The following is a 14,680-nucleotide window of genomic DNA, read 5'->3' on the forward strand; positions in this document are numbered from 1 at the left end:
TTGACGGAGAAAGGCCAGAAGTTCTCTTGTTCACTGATGACCGCTTCAGCCCTTGATATTAAAGCACTTACGGAAATGGCGGCATGAAAAACACGCATAAAAAACAAGAAATTGATGGATAGTAGTACGGAGGTGTTTTTCAGAACCGCCCTCTTTATAAAATTCCATTTTTTTTATAATTACATCTTCCGGTGTTGTAAAGTTCGCTTTTTTATCAATAAACAGTGATTCCCTTTTTCTCCTGGAAAATTCAGTTTTAGAAAAAGTGGTTTCTTTTGTCAAAATAATGTCAATTTTTAACCCTGAAGTAGAGTGGATGATATTGAACTGTCCCCGCCTTTTTATTTCAGTCCTTATCGTTTCTTTATCACAATAAAATTCATCAGACTGAAAGAATGTGATAAATCCATCAATCTGTTCTTCTTTCAGGTCTGCGACAATATCAATATCCATGGTAAAACGGGGTTCACCATAATATGCAGATGCGTGAGAACCAGTAATCATATACGGTATTTCCAGGGATTCCAACACCTGAACAATCAAACGCATAAGTTTAGTTTGTTCCACGGGTCATCCGCCTTATAATCTCTTTTTGCAATTCTTCATCAGTCCATTCAGGATGAAGGTTTTTTAAATATGCCCTCAGACTCTTTTGAAAATACGTCCATAAATCCCAAACTATTTGTAATCGCTCCATGCCTGTTTTTCCACGGAGTATCTCCGCAACCTTATCGTCCACTACTTCAATCTGCCCTTTGTCCAGCCTCATACCATACAGTCCTCAATAGTTAGCCACGAATGGCCACGCATTAACCTTTGTTATATTGTAAGCTGAATGCAGCATGAATGCAGCATGTAGAATAGACATTTTTTTTCTTTCGTAACACTTTAGTTCGGGAATACTCCCCTTTAGTTCTTTGATAAATTCCAATAATAACGATGTTTGCCGTATAGTGCAGGGGCGAAGCATTCGCTATAAATTTCACAAATGCGTTCTTCCCCAAACTGGCAAATGCTTCGCCCCTACTTTTTCAAAAAACTAAATTGTTACAGCAATTACTATTTTTGCCGTAAAAGGGCAAGGGAAATAATTATTTTACACCAGGTACTATAGCCAAAAGCTTCTGATTTTCTAAAAATGTAGTGCGAATCGCCTGCATTTGCCGGTTTAAGTTTCAAAAACCTGACTTGTTTGACTATATCTCAATCATTCGTGGTGATATTTTTCATTCCTGATAATGGTCATTGCCCTATAAAGTTGCTCTACGAAAAACAGGCGCACCATCTGATGAGAAAACGTCATCAGTGATAATGATAACGTAAAATTTGCCCTTTTTTTTATCTGTGTTGCAATGCCGTATGCCCCGCCGGAGACAAATTTAACTGCCCTTACACCCGTATTCATCTTTTGCTGTAAAAAATCAGCAAATTCAACAGAAGTCAGTTCTCTGCCCTTTTCGTCCAACAGTACAACAAAGTCTGTTGGCGCCAGCAATTTTTCAAGAGCAACTGCTTCTCTTTCCTTCACATCTTCAGACGATTTGCTGCTAATAGGTTTTACTGAAGAAATTTCTGCAATATTAAATGCGCAATAATGCTTTAGCCTGTTTGCATAAACGGATATCCCCCTCTTCAGATAGTCATCTTCCGTTTTCCCTGTTACTATAAGTTCAATCTTCATGTGAATATCCGTAACATCCCCTGCCGTAAATCGTACATTGAATAACATCCGAATACGAAATGAAATAGTATCAATACCATTAATTACTTTGCAAGGATTTCTTTTGCTGATAAAATTATTGCATGTTGATTAATGAAATATTCAGGAGTATACAGGGAGAGACGTCTTTTACCGGCCTTCCGTTTGTTTTTGTCAGGTTAACCGGATGCAACTTGCGCTGCAGCTATTGTGATACGCAGTATGCCTATGATGAAGGGAATGAAATGCCAATTTCTTCCATCATTGACAAGATTGATTCATTCGGATTGAAATCAGTGTGTGTTACCGGGGGAGAACCTCTGTCAAATCACAATACACCTGTGTTGGTACGTGAATTACTTAACAGGAATTATACCGTTCTTGTTGAAACAAACGGCAGTTATGACGTCAGTGTTTTGCCCGAAGGTACAATAAGGATTTTGGATGTAAAGTGTCCAGACAGCGGTATGAGCCATAAAATGTGCTGGCACAATATATCGCATTTAACAAAAAAGGATGAGGTTAAATTTGTCCTGTCTTCACGAAACGACTATGAATGGGCAAGATCAATGATCAGTAAATATCATCTAACCGAAATTGCCCATATCTTAATGAATCCTGTTTACGGAATGATTCAACCTTCTTTAATTGCTTCATGGATTTTAGAGGATCACATTAACGTGCGGTTGCAGCTTCAGATGCATAAGTATATTTGGGGGCCGGAAACAAGGGGCGTGTAAAAAATGAAAGGAAAAGATACTGCTATTGTGCTTGCCAGCGGCGGTTTGGATAGCTGTGTAACCGCTGCAATCGCAAATGAAACATACGATCTCGCATTATTACATATCAATTATGGACAAAGAACCGAATCAAAAGAACTTTCGGCATTCCATGAAATAGCCGCATATTACAAAGTCCCTGCCGAACAAATTCTTATTGCAAATATCGATTATCTTAAAAAAATTGGCGGTTCAAGCCTTACGGATACGATGATACCTGTTCAAGAGGCAGAGCCTGATAGCAAAGAAATTCCGACAACATACGTGCCATTCAGAAATACCCTCTTTCTTTCCGTAGCAGTTTCATGGGCAGAGGTTATCGGCGCTGAAAAGGTATTCATCGGCGCCGTTTCACACGACACCCCGGAATACCCTGATTGTAAACCATTTTATTACGAAGTGTTTAACAAATTGATTGACGCCGGAACAAAACCTGAAACCCGCATAGCGGTGGAGACTCCACTTATTTTTAAAACGAAGGCAGAGATTGTAACATTGGGTATATCATTGAAAGCGCCGCTCCATCTTAGCTGGTCATGTTACAAAAACACTGATAAGGCTTGCGGTGTGTGCAATAGCTGTTATCTAAGACGAAAGGCATTCGAAGAATCCGGATACAAAGACCCGGTTGAATATGCATGATACGCCGGCATGGTGAACAATTGCATGGGGTAATACATTTTTACATGGTGATACTATGAGGCGGGGCTATTTGTTTGAATCTTCTGATGAATGGTGATGAAAGACGCCAAAGAGTTTTTTAATTGTCTCTACGTAACGGTATCCTCCTCCGTTACTTGCTTCCTGCTTTGCTATCTTGGCAGGATGATGCAAGAGTTTATTGAGGGTTCTTTCCATAGTGTAAACCACCTGGTTCCATTCTTCATCATTAATATTCCTCAGTTTTGGTTTCAAGCGGCTTAATTCATCTTTTCCGATGGTGTGAAAACTGTTTCTCAATAATGTTATCGCAGGTTCTATCTTTATTTGTTCAAGCTTTGCCATGAAGTGTTCCACTTCTTTTTCAATAATTGCCCGACATTTTTCGATTTCGCGGGTTCTGTCGTCAAGGTTCTGGTTTACAACGGATTGAAGGTCATCAATATTATATAAATACACATTGTCGATATTGCCAACAGACGGTTCTATGTCTCTGGGAACGGCAATATCGATAAGGAACATGGGATTCCCCCTGCGGTGCTTAATTGCGTCTTTCACCTGATCGCTATGAATTACGTAATGCGGCGCTGAGGTGGAAGTAATAATAATATCAGTCTTTGAAAGGTATTCACCGAGCAATTCATATTTAATCGCCTCACCTTGAAATGCATCAGCAATTGCCTGTGCGCGTTCAAAGGTACGGTTTGCTACAATAATCGTTCGCGCCCCCTCTTCATAAAGGTGTTTAAGCAAAAGTTCACACATCTCACCAGCCCCTACCACTAATACCATTTTGCCGGCAAAATCCTGGAATATCTTTTCAGCAAATTCGACAGCAACAGAGCTTATGGAAACCTTGCCCTGGCCTATGGAAGTATTGGTGTGTATCGTTTTGGAAATATTTAACGCCTGTTGGAATAATTGATTGAGAATTTTTCCGGTTGATTGTTCCATGCTGGCGAGTGTGTATGCCTCTTTAACCTGTGAAAGAATTTGCGACTCACCGATTACCATAGAATCAATGCTGGAACTCACATGGAAGAGATGCATCACCGCACGGTCGTCTTTATAATGATACATATACTGGGAAAATTCATTTTCTTCGATTTTATGAAATTCCGCCAGGAACGAGAGGATATCTTCCAATTTCACCGCATCTGAAGCGGACGACGCGTACATTTCTACGCGGTTACAGGTGGATAAAATAACTGCTTCTGACGAAGGATATTTTTGGGAAAATAAAGACAGTGCGTTTGAAACAGAATTATTATTAAATGCAAGCTTTTCCCTGATATCAACCGGAGCAGATTTATGATTTAGTCCCACCACTAAAATACTCATGATTTTATTTAATCCTTATTGCAAATCAAAATAATAATAACTCTTACTTCCGCTATGGTTGTACCGTTAAAAAGTAGGAAATCCTAAGATTCCCATTTTTCGCTCAGTACTCAGTCTGCAATCTGCAATTTGCCGACTGTAGATTGTGGATTGCCGGCTACTTTTTTAATCGATGCAATCCGTGCAATCAGTGGTTCCTCTTTCGTATTTCGTGCTTCGTATTTTTTATCAGCTATGTCCGCTTAGGGTACTGTTGTTTATTCGCCGCTAAAATTTCGATATATGCCGCATTAGTGCTCAGTTTTTGAAAAGCGTGTTTTGACCCGATAAAAAATGCTCCGATAAAGGTAAAAAGAACAAAACAAAAACCGGCAATCGTTAATAACGCTATCTTTGTGCCGTGAAAGGAAGCAACCAGGCGCATGTGTAATAAGGCGGCATAAATAAGCCATGTGGCAAGGCCAAGAATAACTTTGGGATCCAAATACCACATTTCCCCCAAAATATCCTGTGTCTTTACCCAGAACGTACCAAATACCAAACCAAGAGTAAGTAATGGAAAACCGAAAGAAATAGTCTTCCAAATGAGCATATCAATACCTTCCAAAGAAGGGAGTTTGTTAAACAGACGACCAAATATTTTATGCTTTAGCTGTCTCTGCTGTGTTAAATACATTACGCTCAAACTAAACGATATAGTAAAAGCCGCATAGCCGATAAAAATAGGAATAATATGGGCAACAAGCCAGAATTTCTGGAGACTCACCGTAATCAACATGTCACTTTTATCAAAAGAGAGCGCCCATAGAGAAAGCGCCGTAACGAGCGGCATGAGAAAGGTATCCAGAGAAGGCAATTTATAGAGGTAATCTATGTTGATAAAGACAAATAAGACGCACCAGAGCAATGAAACAAAAGATTCATAAACGTTTGTGATGGGAATGTTGTTAGAACGAATGCCAAGAAAGATGAGATACCCGCTATGGATTAAAAAGCCCATTACCGTTGCCCATCTGGCCACTTTTTTGTTAAATAAATCAGGTTTTATAATGTGACCGACCGACCATACCGATGAAATAAGGTACAAGACGATGCTTATTATAAATGGAATGTGAGATGCCGTAAACATAATAGGTTAATTTAAAAAATAACCCTCTATTAATCAACCATTATTTTCAATCGTCAGCGATAGTAGGAAATATATTGGTTTTTTTTTAATTGACAAATATTTATTTGTCAGATAACCTGAAAACCGTAATCATTTTTTGAATGGAATCACAACCCGCTTCTATGCTTTCTGATTTGAATAAGCTTTTTTAAGTGGTTGTACTCAGTAAGAGCTTTTACTTTTAAAACGTATTATTTAAGAAAGGTTTTATCTATGCCGGAAACAAAACCTAAGATAACAAAGAAGACTTCCATAGGCGATGTAATCCAAAATTACCCCGAAACAGAATCCGTTGTAAAAAAGTATTTTGGCGCAGGCTGCTATACCTGCCCCGGTTCTAAAACAGAAGACATTGCATTTGGCGCAACGATGCATAATGTAGATCCGGAAGTTATCATAAAGGAATTAAATGAAATTATCGAAAAACATAAATCATAATTTTAAGGAGGAAGAATAATGAAGGAAAAAATAGAAGAGGCTCTTAAGGGCATTAGGCCGGCATTACAAGCAGACGGCGGAGATATTGAGCTTGTTGATTATGAAGATGGTATTGTTAAAGTGCGTTTAAAAGGCGCATGTGGTTCATGCCCCAGCTCTCTTGCCACATTGAAATATGGAGTTGAAGCCAGACTTAAGGAAATTATCCCTGAGATTGAATCCGTAGAACTGGCGTAAGTTACTATCTATTAGGCAACGCAATACAGAAGAGACTGATAAATAAAAGGAGCGCTATTATGAGCATGGTCCTGGGACCTATCCACCATTGGATGTTTGGAAAAATAAAGACTTCTGAAGCACGCGAAAATAATATTGTCTCTGCATTCAAAGCAAGATACGGTGCTGACGCAGAAGCATTGCTCGGAGAGGTATATAAAAAATACCCTCAAACAGACAGCACTAAATCGTTAGAAGAATTACTGGCAAACAAGTCCATTCATCAGGGGATTCAAAGCATTATTATCGAGGGAGAAACGCGGGAGGCAGCTATTATAGCTGCCTTTTGTGCAAAATATGATGATGCCGGGAAAATTGCCTCCGAAGCAGCGCATGCTCATGGCATTCAATGTGGTAAGGAGGCCGTAAACCGTAAAGGGTTATCTGCGAACGAGTGCAAAAGTACATCAAAGGCATTTGAATTACTGGGTGATTACCTGTGCGATGGGATGCCTTGCGACAGAGGCGCTCAGGTTGTGGAAGATTCAGAGAAATGCACCACCTGGGATCATGAGGAATGTGTACATGAAAAATACTGGAAAAATACAGGTACAGATTTTTTAACGATGTGCGATATTGTTAATGCATGGATTTCCGGTTTTTGTAAGGGACTGAATCCCAGCTCAACATATAAAAGAGAAAAGGCAATTGCATCCGGCGACAAATCGTGTTTAAGTATTCTAAAAAATAACAGTTAACATGTCTGATCGTTATGTCCGGCAGGAATTATTCTCTGCCATAGGAAAAGAAGGACAAAAAAAACTCGCCCATACGACAGTCGCCATTATTGGATGCGGTGCATTGGGCTGTACTTCTGCAAATCTCCTGGTACGCAGCGGGGTGAATCGTGTAAAAATAATCGACCGGGATTTTATTGAAGAAAGCAACTTGCAGCGCCAGACATTATTTGATGAAGAAGACCTCAGGAATAATCTACCCAAAGCAATAGCCGCCCAAAAAAAACTACAAAAAATCAACTCCGACATAATAATAGAAGCAGCCGTCACGGATATTAATCCCTCCAATATCGATACAAACTTACACAATGCAAATATAATCATTGACGGCACCGATAATTTTGAAACCCGGTTTCTCATTAACGATTATTGTGTGAAAAATGACATTCCATGGATTTATGGTGCATGTATTGGCAGTACGGGATTAACGATGACAATCGTTCCCGGAGAAACCCCCTGTTTACGCTGTGTCATGCAGGACATTCCCCCTTTCGGCAATACTGAAACATGTGATACCGCAGGGATACTATCGCCTGCCGCAAGTTTGATCGCCTCGATTCAGGTTGCCGAGGCTTTAAAAATCCTGACTGGCAATGGCGCGTCTATTAACAGGCAGCTTCTCAAATTTGATTTGTGGAAGAATGAGATAACAAGGCTTAATATAAACAACCTCAGAGAAATAAATGATTGTAAGGCCTGTAAAAACAAACAATATGAATATTTAAGGAATGAAAAATACTCTTCAACCACTTCTTTATGCGGACGAAATGCAGTGCAAATCGCACCGGCAAACGGTTCAACGATTGATTTGTCAACGCTTGCCTCGCGTTTGAGTACAGCAGGAAACGTATCTTTTAATAAATATCTGCTACGGTTGAAGGTAAATAATTATGAATTAACGGCCTTCCCTGACGGCAGGACAATTATAGCCGGAACAAATGATGTAATAACGGCAAAAGGTATTTATGCAAAATACATCGGGATGTAAAACCGATTATTATTGTATATTTTGGATTTGATGCTTTGTTATTCGGATTTGTTTCGTATTTAGTACTTCGAATCTCGTATTTTTTATTTCATGCTTGTTTGGTTCTGGCTACGCCAGCTTAGGGGACCTATTTAATTATGATCTATTTAGATAATGCAGCAACAAGTTATCCGAAACCGGAAATTGTATATACGTCAATGGATACCTTTTACAGGACAATGGGGGCTAACCCCGGACGTTCCGGCCACAGGATGGCAGTCACCGTAGAACGTGAAATTGAGAATACAAGAAAGATAATTGCGGATTTTCTTGCCATAAAGGACCCAAACAGGTTTGTATTTACCTTCAATGCAACTGATGCGATAAATATGGGCATAAAAGGGTTACTCAAAACAGGCGATCATGCAATTACTTCTTATCTTGAACATAACGCTGTATCCCGCGCATTAAACGGATTAGCACAAGATAATAAAATAACCGTAACAAAGGTGAAAAATTCCTCTGATGGTTTTATTAATCCTGACGACGTAAAAAATGCCATTACTCCCAAAACCCGCTTAATCGTTCTCACCCATGCAACAAACGTTCTTGGCACAATTCAACCGATAAAAGAAATTGGTTTGATTGCAAAAGAACGGGATATTGTGTTTATGGTAGATGCAGCGCAAACTACCGGAGTATGTGAAATTGATGTTAATGAATGCAATATTGATATGCTTGCGTTTACGGGACATAAAGCGCCCTTTGGCCCAACGGGAACAGGCGGTCTTTATATCCATGAACGTATTAAGCTTCGTCCATGGAGAGAGGGAGGCACTGGATTTGAACCCGCATCATTAACACAACCGGAAGAAATGCCGTTCCGGCTGGAAAGCGGCACCCCAAATACCGTTGGTATCGTTGGCCTGAAAGCTGGAATTGAATATGTCGTATCAAAGGGTACACACACGATTAGGGCGCATGAACGGAAATTAATTCAAAAAATAATCAATGCCCTTCAAAATGATGAACGATTTATTTTATATGGGACGAAAGATGTATCAAGGAAAGTAGGAATACTTTCAATAAACATAAAAGGATATACTGCAGCAGAAGCAGGGGCAATATTAGATCAATCATTTACTATTGCAGTACGACCCGGACTACATTGCGCACCTTTTGTTCATCAGCAAATGGGTACGTATCCCGATGGCACAATAAGAATTAGTCCTGGTTTTTTTAACACGGAAGAAGAAATAGATATATTAATCTCTGCATTGAATGACATTGCAAATGAAACGATTCATTAAGTACAAAACCGCCATTATCCTATCAATAACCCCTATATTAAACAAATCAGTATGAGTACTGAATTACATGCCGTCACCGGAGCATTCGGATTTTCCGGAAGATATATTGCAAGAAACTTATTAGACCGCGGGCGTAATGTCATTACCCTCACCAATTCCTTGCATCGCCCTAACCCTTTTGGTGAAAGTGTAAAGGCGTATCCTTTTAATTTTGACAAGCCAGAGAAACTTGCGGAATCATTAAGTGGTGTTTCAGTGCTCTACAACACCTATTGGGTTCGTTTTAATTACAAGACTTTTGGTTACTCCACTGCGATACAAAATACTTTTGCCCTGTTCGAAACGGCTAAAAAAGCCGGAGTAAAAAGAATAGTACACACGAGTATAACGAACCCTTCCGAAAGTTCACCGTATGAGTATTTCAGGGATAAGGCAATAATCGAAAAAAACCTTATAGAATCCGGTATTTCGTATGCTATTTTACGTCCGGCTGTCTTGTTCGGAAAGGAAGGCATTTTGATCAACAACATTGCGTGGGCGTTGCGAAAATTTCCCTTTTTTAGTATATTCGGCGAGGGCAATTATCGTTTACAACCAATTTACGTAAATGATTTTGCCACATTGGCGGTGGAGCAAGGTGAAAAGAGCGAAAATACCATTATTAATGCCATCGGACCTGAAACATTTTCTTATCGTGATTTGGTTACGGAAATTGGCGACATCATTGGTAAAAAGAGACTTTTTATTTCAGTTTCTCCCTTCATTGGATATTGCCTTGCACTAATTATCGGGAAATTTGTCCATGATGTTTTGATAACAAAAGATGAAATAGAAGGGCTTATGGATGACTTGCTTTACGTTGATGCACCTCCGGCGGGCAATACAAAATTAACCGAATGGGCGAGGGAAAATGCATCAATACTGGGAAAACAATACGAAAGCGAACTTGCGAGAAGAAGAATAAAATAATTAGACTCAAGATGCTTATAAAGTATTAACAAAATATTTAATTGTCCCTTGTTTCGTTAAAATGTGTGCGTAAAAAAATGTCATTGCGAGGAGTGGAGCGACGAAGCAATCTCTTGTTCCCAAAAGACTTAAGATTGCTTCGCTATCGCTCGCAATGACGGTATCAATGTAGATATTTTAATGAAACGCTATATATAGTATATTAATTAAGGAACTAACATGCACAAAAGAGACAAAAAACAGCAAAAGAAAGTTGAAAAAAAGAAGGCGAAAAGAAAATTGATACTTGCAAAAAAAACAACAAAATTAAAAAAAGAAGTATTATTTAATAAAATCGACGCGGAAAAGATTGCAAAATATCCTATGTATGAGTGTCTGATGCAGGAGACCTTAGACAGGGGTATCACGAATATATTATTTAGCAGGGTTCTGCCAAACGGCAATATCGCCGCTAGTGCTTTTTTAGTTGATGTATATTGCTTAGGAGTAAAAAACGCAATGTATATTGTCGCCCCGGAAACTGAATATAACGCCAAACTTAAGGGTCATGACAGCTACCAGGCATCATTGTTTGTGAAAAAAGACCCTTCCTATGTGAGAAAATTAGTAGAAAGTGCTGTTTCCTATGCGAGAGATTTGGGCTTTAATCCTCATCCTGCATATATTAAGGCGTGTATGATTTTTGGTGATGTTGACCCAAATACCTGTTCGGAAGAAATTGAATTTGGACAAAATGGAAAACCTTTTTACATTTCAGGTCCCAATGAAAATGCTACCCGACAGAAGTATATCATTGATCAACTCACTAAAGTTTGTGGCCCCGGTGGATTTGAATATTTAATTTTATCCAAATACCCCCCCCTTCCCTAGTTCAAATCTGTGGGCAGTGCCCTATGCCCTATTGCTTGCACCCACCACTATGCTTGCATACCTATTTTTCATGCTTTTCGCCGTTTTTCATGCTCAGTCTTCTAATGAATTCTTCAATAATAATCCGATACAATTTATCGCCTAAACAGCCATCTTCTACACCTACGTCAATGGTAGGATTATCATTTATCTCCATCACCAGCACTCCCTTGTCGGTCTTCTTTAAATCCACTCCATACAATCCGTTGCCGATGAGATTTGCAGCTTTTACGGCAATGTAAATAACGTCCTGCGGAACGTCTTCAACATGAAATGTTTTAAAGTCTCCCCCGGTAAAACGGCCATCAGGGCCATGTTGTATGATTTGCCAGTGCTTTTTCGACATGAAATACTGGCAGGCATATATCGGGACACGATTTAAAATGCCTATACGCCAGTCAAATGGGGTATATAAAAATTCCTGCGCCAGAATCAAATCGGATTCTTCAAACAGGCGGCTTGTTATTTCTTTTAATTCGTCAAGATTATCTGCTTTTATTACTCCCCTTGAAAATGAACTATCAGGTATTTTCAAAACAATCGGATAAGAAAACTTTAATTCGAGCGCTTTTATTATTCTATTAATATCTTTTTTCTGCAACAATATCGTTTTAGGGACAGGTACTTTATTGGCGGAAAGTATTTCAAAGAGATATACCTTATTGGTACATTTCACAATTGAATCGGGATCATCTATGACGACCATGCCTTCATTTTCCGCTTTTTTCGCAAATCGGAACGTATGATGATTAATCCTTGTTGTCTCACGAATAAACAGGGCATCATATTCCGCGAGTTTTGAATAGTCTTTTTTTTCTATTAAATCAACGTTAACGTCGAGTTTTTTCCCAATCTTGATGAATTTTTGGAGAGACCGTTGGTTGGAAGGAGGTAATTGTTCCGTCGGATTATATAAAATTGCAAGGTCATACTTTTCTTTGTTTTTTACTTTAGGCGTTTGCCAGCGTTTTGTTAAATAGTCATTGAATGCCTGAAAAAAAATAGCTTCCTGCCCTTGGATAAGATTATGCACGTATGAAGGTTTTATCGCAAAAATATTCCACTTGCCCTGAAAACGAAACTCTACTTTGAGGATCGGACAGCGAAACATATCGAATAATTGCCGTGCGAGTTCCTGCAAATCATTCTCTTCGCATTGCCCGAAATATATCATGTAATCAAATGACGTCGCGGTTTCCGCCAGGTGTTTCGTTCTCTTCTTTAAGCTTTTTTGAACGGATACGTCGAGGTCTTCTACGTTGAGGCTATAAATTGACTTACTGCTCAGATCATTGATCGTTTTTACGGAGGGGATCACTTTGTGCCGTCGTGCTTCCGCAAGAAGCGAACAATAATACCCTAGACTCAGGTACCGGTAGCTACGGCATAAATTAACAATTTTTATATCTTTTATTTTCAAATATTCCTGGTGTGCTACATAATCTTTTGCAGTCACTACTAATGCATCAGAATAATGAGGATTCCAATCCTTATAATTTTCCACTAACACAATATGAGTTGCCATTATTTTTTATCGAAATGTAATAAGTATTCCAAAATAAGGTAATATAATAGTTTCACGGCATGTCTCCTGAATATTCCCATTAAGATAGGATGTTTGCCTTCTTCTTTTTTACAATGATTACTGATTTTTGCCCTGATTTTCCATATTTTGCCATCCGTTCAAAATCTTTTTTCAAAATGGGCATGTTAATACAGTCTGTTTCTGTTTTATAAACCTCTACATCTACAAATGGGTCATGCACATAAATATATTTTTCATCAAAGCCGGTAACGACTACCCAGTGAGGAAATTTTTCACGGTAAATTCGATAAGAGCTTATCAGGACAATAGGAATACCACCCTTATCAAACTTTTCCTGAATTTCAGATACGCTTAATGTTTTATATTTTAATTCGATAGGTAATTGACTAAGTTCTTCAAGAAGATCTTCCTGAACAAGTTGTATCACCTCTTTTTTATACGGGCTTCTTACCGAATCAATAAAAAACGCACTGCTTTCATTTACATACACTTCAACGTCAAAACCTCTTCGAAAGGCAGCTAGTGCAAGGCCGTAAGGCCCGCAACCACCATACCCAGACGTCATAAAAATGGTAGTAGATTCACGCCAAATCCTTAATTCCATTTGACGGTTTATCTCTACAGAGGTGTCCAGCGCCTTCATTGCCATCATCAATACTGAAGGGCCGCAAGTAAAATCTAATGTCTGCCTGTAATAAGGAACATGTACCATTTCCAGCTTAAGATGTGGCGCTAAAAGCTTTTCAAAGCGAATAGCGTCCATATGATCCTCATAATAATCGTCAATAACCCCTATTTGCTTATATCCGTTTTTTTTGTAAAACTGTATTGCGTTATAATTGTCTTCTCTCACTTCAAGCCTCATGGAAATACAATCGTAATCAATTGCGGCTTTTTCTGAAGCCTCGAGAAGTTGTTTGCCAATGCCCTGATTTCTAAAATCAGGGTCAACTGCAAACGAATAGAGCCTGGCTAATGATGTACCGGTATTGTAGAGTATGATAGAGTAGCCCCGAATGGCATTATCGACTATCTCCGCAAGGGTTATTGCATTTGCTTTTGTCAGAAGATACCGGAAATTCCTGCGCGACAGTCTATCTGTGGCAAAACTCTTATTTTCAAGTTCTTCCAACTCGTCCAGATGTTCTAATGTAATCTCTTGAATCATGTAAAAACAGTTTATCCCTGTGAAATATGTAAAAGAAATGATAAAAGGTACAGACAGTTTATATAATGGGTATGTCAGAAATGTTCTATTAATAGTTCTCTCTCTACTAAAAATCCATTACTTTCGGTCACAAAGGAGAAAGAAACATCCCTTTAATCTGCCATTCGGAACTCCGAACGAGCGAGGACTCTTCAGGATTTATCCTTTGGTCGAAATGAAAACTACAGGTGAAACCTTCATAGCCTAAAACAGTCTCACAAGGGAGGGTAAAAACCTATTTTCGGACTAAATTGAAGCGAAAAAGTACTATTTGTATGATTTATTATAAATTGCTTATATCTGCGCTTTATAAAAAAGTAAAGAAATAATTATTTTTGTAGCAATTTAGTTTTTTGAAACATATTTAAATTGGGTTGCGTTTTAAAAGACAGAAACGCAACAGCATTAATTTTTACCCACCCCACAATTTCCGTAACTATTCAGCGTAATCTATTAAACTACCGAAGCACAACTCGTTCTCAAACCTTGTACTGAACATAGTGAAGTATCTGTTTGGGAACGTAATAGCGATGGAAACTACATTCGTGGGTTCACTCATTAGAAGGCTTTTGTCAAGGACAAAATATCTCCGGTCGCAAAAATATCTACATTTTCACGTTTTGAATACCCCTCCAAGTACGGAATCGCTCTTACTGCTGTTTACGAAAATGACT

The 14,680-nt window shown here is 38.8% G+C and carries 16 protein-coding genes; 9 read left to right on the plus strand and 7 right to left on the minus strand.

Annotation, left to right across the window (positions count from 1 at the left end; all coding sequences use genetic code 11):
* Window positions 1-45: 45 nt before the first annotated feature.
* The 3 genes from QZT26_RS12100 to QZT26_RS12110 all read right to left on the minus strand — a co-directional run bounded on the left by QZT26_RS12100 (window position 46) and on the right by QZT26_RS12110 (window position 1,681).
* On the minus strand, window positions 46-567 hold the full coding sequence (locus QZT26_RS12100) for a hypothetical protein (RefSeq protein WP_295102424.1): 522 nt from the start codon (window positions 565-567) through the stop codon (window positions 46-48).
* The gene (locus QZT26_RS12105; RefSeq protein WP_099326606.1) at window positions 554-769 is read right to left on the minus strand and encodes a hypothetical protein; all 216 of its coding nucleotides are present in this window, start codon (window positions 767-769) and stop codon (window positions 554-556) included. Before QZT26_RS12105 ends, QZT26_RS12100 begins: the two co-directional genes overlap by 14 nt.
* A 438-nt stretch (window positions 770-1,207) precedes the next feature.
* Window positions 1,208-1,681: a 23S rRNA (pseudouridine(1915)-N(3))-methyltransferase RlmH gene (locus QZT26_RS12110; RefSeq protein ID WP_099327116.1), complete on the minus strand. Its 474-nt coding sequence runs from the start codon at window positions 1,679-1,681 to the stop codon at window positions 1,208-1,210.
* 122 nt (window positions 1,682-1,803) lie between these two features.
* On the opposite strand from QZT26_RS12110, the gene QZT26_RS12115 reads away from it, so the two are divergent.
* Window positions 1,804-2,439 carry a radical SAM protein gene (locus QZT26_RS12115; RefSeq protein ID WP_099326605.1) on the plus strand — a complete coding sequence of 212 codons (636 nt, stop codon included), beginning with the start codon at window positions 1,804-1,806 and terminating at the stop codon, window positions 2,437-2,439.
* Window positions 2,440-2,442: 3 nt separating this feature from the next.
* Window positions 2,443-3,120 (plus strand): 7-cyano-7-deazaguanine synthase QueC, encoded by a 678-nt coding sequence (gene queC, locus QZT26_RS12120; protein WP_295102429.1) that lies wholly within the window; start codon window positions 2,443-2,445, stop codon window positions 3,118-3,120.
* A 66-nt stretch (window positions 3,121-3,186) separates the two neighbouring features.
* Here queC and hemA read toward each other — a convergent pair whose 3' ends face one another.
* Window positions 3,187-4,479, minus strand: coding sequence for a glutamyl-tRNA reductase (hemA, locus tag QZT26_RS12125; RefSeq protein WP_099326603.1), 1,293 nt, complete (start codon window positions 4,477-4,479; stop codon window positions 3,187-3,189).
* 232 nt (window positions 4,480-4,711) lie between these two features.
* Entirely contained in the window at window positions 4,712-5,608 is an 897-nt protein-coding gene (gene ccsA, locus QZT26_RS12130; RefSeq protein WP_099326602.1) for a cytochrome c biogenesis protein CcsA, read from the minus strand.
* Window positions 5,609-5,860: 252 nt separating this feature from the next.
* Between ccsA and QZT26_RS12135 the strand changes: the two genes are divergently transcribed.
* From QZT26_RS12135 to QZT26_RS12165, 7 genes are all read left to right on the plus strand, one after another.
* Window positions 5,861-6,085, plus strand: a complete 225-nt coding sequence (locus QZT26_RS12135; protein WP_099326601.1) for a DUF1858 domain-containing protein — start codon at window positions 5,861-5,863, stop codon at window positions 6,083-6,085.
* Window positions 6,086-6,103: 18 nt separating this feature from the next.
* Window positions 6,104-6,322 carry a NifU family protein gene (locus QZT26_RS12140; protein ID WP_099326600.1) on the plus strand — a complete coding sequence of 73 codons (219 nt, stop codon included), beginning with the start codon at window positions 6,104-6,106 and terminating at the stop codon, window positions 6,320-6,322.
* 59 nt (window positions 6,323-6,381) lie between these two features.
* Window positions 6,382-7,059 (plus strand): hypothetical protein, encoded by a 678-nt coding sequence (locus tag QZT26_RS12145; RefSeq protein WP_164995024.1) that lies wholly within the window; start codon window positions 6,382-6,384, stop codon window positions 7,057-7,059.
* A gap of 1 nt (window position 7,060) precedes the next feature.
* Window positions 7,061-8,086, plus strand: coding sequence for a ThiF family adenylyltransferase (locus QZT26_RS12150; protein WP_164995023.1), 1,026 nt, complete (start codon window positions 7,061-7,063; stop codon window positions 8,084-8,086).
* Between the two features lie 137 nt (window positions 8,087-8,223).
* On the plus strand, window positions 8,224-9,375 hold the full coding sequence (locus tag QZT26_RS12155; RefSeq protein ID WP_099326597.1) for an aminotransferase class V-fold PLP-dependent enzyme: 1,152 nt from the start codon (window positions 8,224-8,226) through the stop codon (window positions 9,373-9,375).
* A gap of 51 nt (window positions 9,376-9,426) precedes the next feature.
* Window positions 9,427-10,344 (plus strand): NAD(P)H-binding protein, encoded by a 918-nt coding sequence (locus QZT26_RS12160; protein WP_164995022.1) that lies wholly within the window; start codon window positions 9,427-9,429, stop codon window positions 10,342-10,344.
* Window positions 10,345-10,563: 219 nt separating this feature from the next.
* On the plus strand, window positions 10,564-11,214 hold the full coding sequence (locus QZT26_RS12165) for a hypothetical protein (RefSeq protein ID WP_099326595.1): 651 nt from the start codon (window positions 10,564-10,566) through the stop codon (window positions 11,212-11,214).
* A gap of 61 nt (window positions 11,215-11,275) precedes the next feature.
* Here the strand turns inward: QZT26_RS12165 and QZT26_RS12170 are convergent, their stop codons facing one another.
* On the minus strand, window positions 11,276-12,778 hold the full coding sequence (locus tag QZT26_RS12170; protein ID WP_099326594.1) for a RimK family protein: 1,503 nt from the start codon (window positions 12,776-12,778) through the stop codon (window positions 11,276-11,278).
* A 79-nt stretch (window positions 12,779-12,857) separates the two neighbouring features.
* Window positions 12,858-13,967 carry a GNAT family N-acetyltransferase/peptidase C39 family protein gene (locus QZT26_RS12175; protein WP_099326593.1) on the minus strand — a complete coding sequence of 370 codons (1,110 nt, stop codon included), beginning with the start codon at window positions 13,965-13,967 and terminating at the stop codon, window positions 12,858-12,860.
* Between the last annotated feature and the right edge of the window lie 713 nt (window positions 13,968-14,680).

The organism is uncultured Candidatus Kuenenia sp. (genome assembly GCF_900696675.1).
Taxonomy (GTDB): domain Bacteria; phylum Planctomycetota; class Brocadiia; order Brocadiales; family Brocadiaceae; genus Kuenenia; species Kuenenia stuttgartiensis_A.

What these genes read in the sequence shown, in the direction of transcription:
- QZT26_RS12150 (WP_164995023.1), top strand. Translation starts at nt 7,061, where the DNA reads ATGTCTGATCGTTATGTCCGGCAGGAATTATTCTCTGCCATAGGAAAA.
- QZT26_RS12110 (WP_099327116.1), bottom strand. Translation starts at nt 1,681, where the DNA reads ATGAAGATTGAACTTATAGTAACAGGGAAAACGGAAGATGACTATCTG.
- QZT26_RS12140 (WP_099326600.1), top strand. Translation starts at nt 6,104, where the DNA reads ATGAAGGAAAAAATAGAAGAGGCTCTTAAGGGCATTAGGCCGGCATTA.
- QZT26_RS12115 (WP_099326605.1), top strand. Translation starts at nt 1,804, where the DNA reads ATGTTGATTAATGAAATATTCAGGAGTATACAGGGAGAGACGTCTTTT.
- ccsA (WP_099326602.1), bottom strand. Translation starts at nt 5,608, where the DNA reads ATGTTTACGGCATCTCACATTCCATTTATAATAAGCATCGTCTTGTAC.
- QZT26_RS12135 (WP_099326601.1), top strand. Translation starts at nt 5,861, where the DNA reads ATGCCGGAAACAAAACCTAAGATAACAAAGAAGACTTCCATAGGCGAT.
- hemA (WP_099326603.1), bottom strand. Translation starts at nt 4,479, where the DNA reads ATGAGTATTTTAGTGGTGGGACTAAATCATAAATCTGCTCCGGTTGAT.
- QZT26_RS12160 (WP_164995022.1), top strand. Translation starts at nt 9,427, where the DNA reads ATGAGTACTGAATTACATGCCGTCACCGGAGCATTCGGATTTTCCGGA.
- QZT26_RS12105 (WP_099326606.1), bottom strand. Translation starts at nt 769, where the DNA reads ATGAGGCTGGACAAAGGGCAGATTGAAGTAGTGGACGATAAGGTTGCG.
- QZT26_RS12155 (WP_099326597.1), top strand. Translation starts at nt 8,224, where the DNA reads ATGATCTATTTAGATAATGCAGCAACAAGTTATCCGAAACCGGAAATT.
- QZT26_RS12170 (WP_099326594.1), bottom strand. Translation starts at nt 12,778, where the DNA reads ATGGCAACTCATATTGTGTTAGTGGAAAATTATAAGGATTGGAATCCT.
- QZT26_RS12165 (WP_099326595.1), top strand. Translation starts at nt 10,564, where the DNA reads ATGCACAAAAGAGACAAAAAACAGCAAAAGAAAGTTGAAAAAAAGAAG.
- QZT26_RS12175 (WP_099326593.1), bottom strand. Translation starts at nt 13,967, where the DNA reads ATGATTCAAGAGATTACATTAGAACATCTGGACGAGTTGGAAGAACTT.
- queC (WP_295102429.1), top strand. Translation starts at nt 2,443, where the DNA reads ATGAAAGGAAAAGATACTGCTATTGTGCTTGCCAGCGGCGGTTTGGAT.
- QZT26_RS12145 (WP_164995024.1), top strand. Translation starts at nt 6,382, where the DNA reads ATGAGCATGGTCCTGGGACCTATCCACCATTGGATGTTTGGAAAAATA.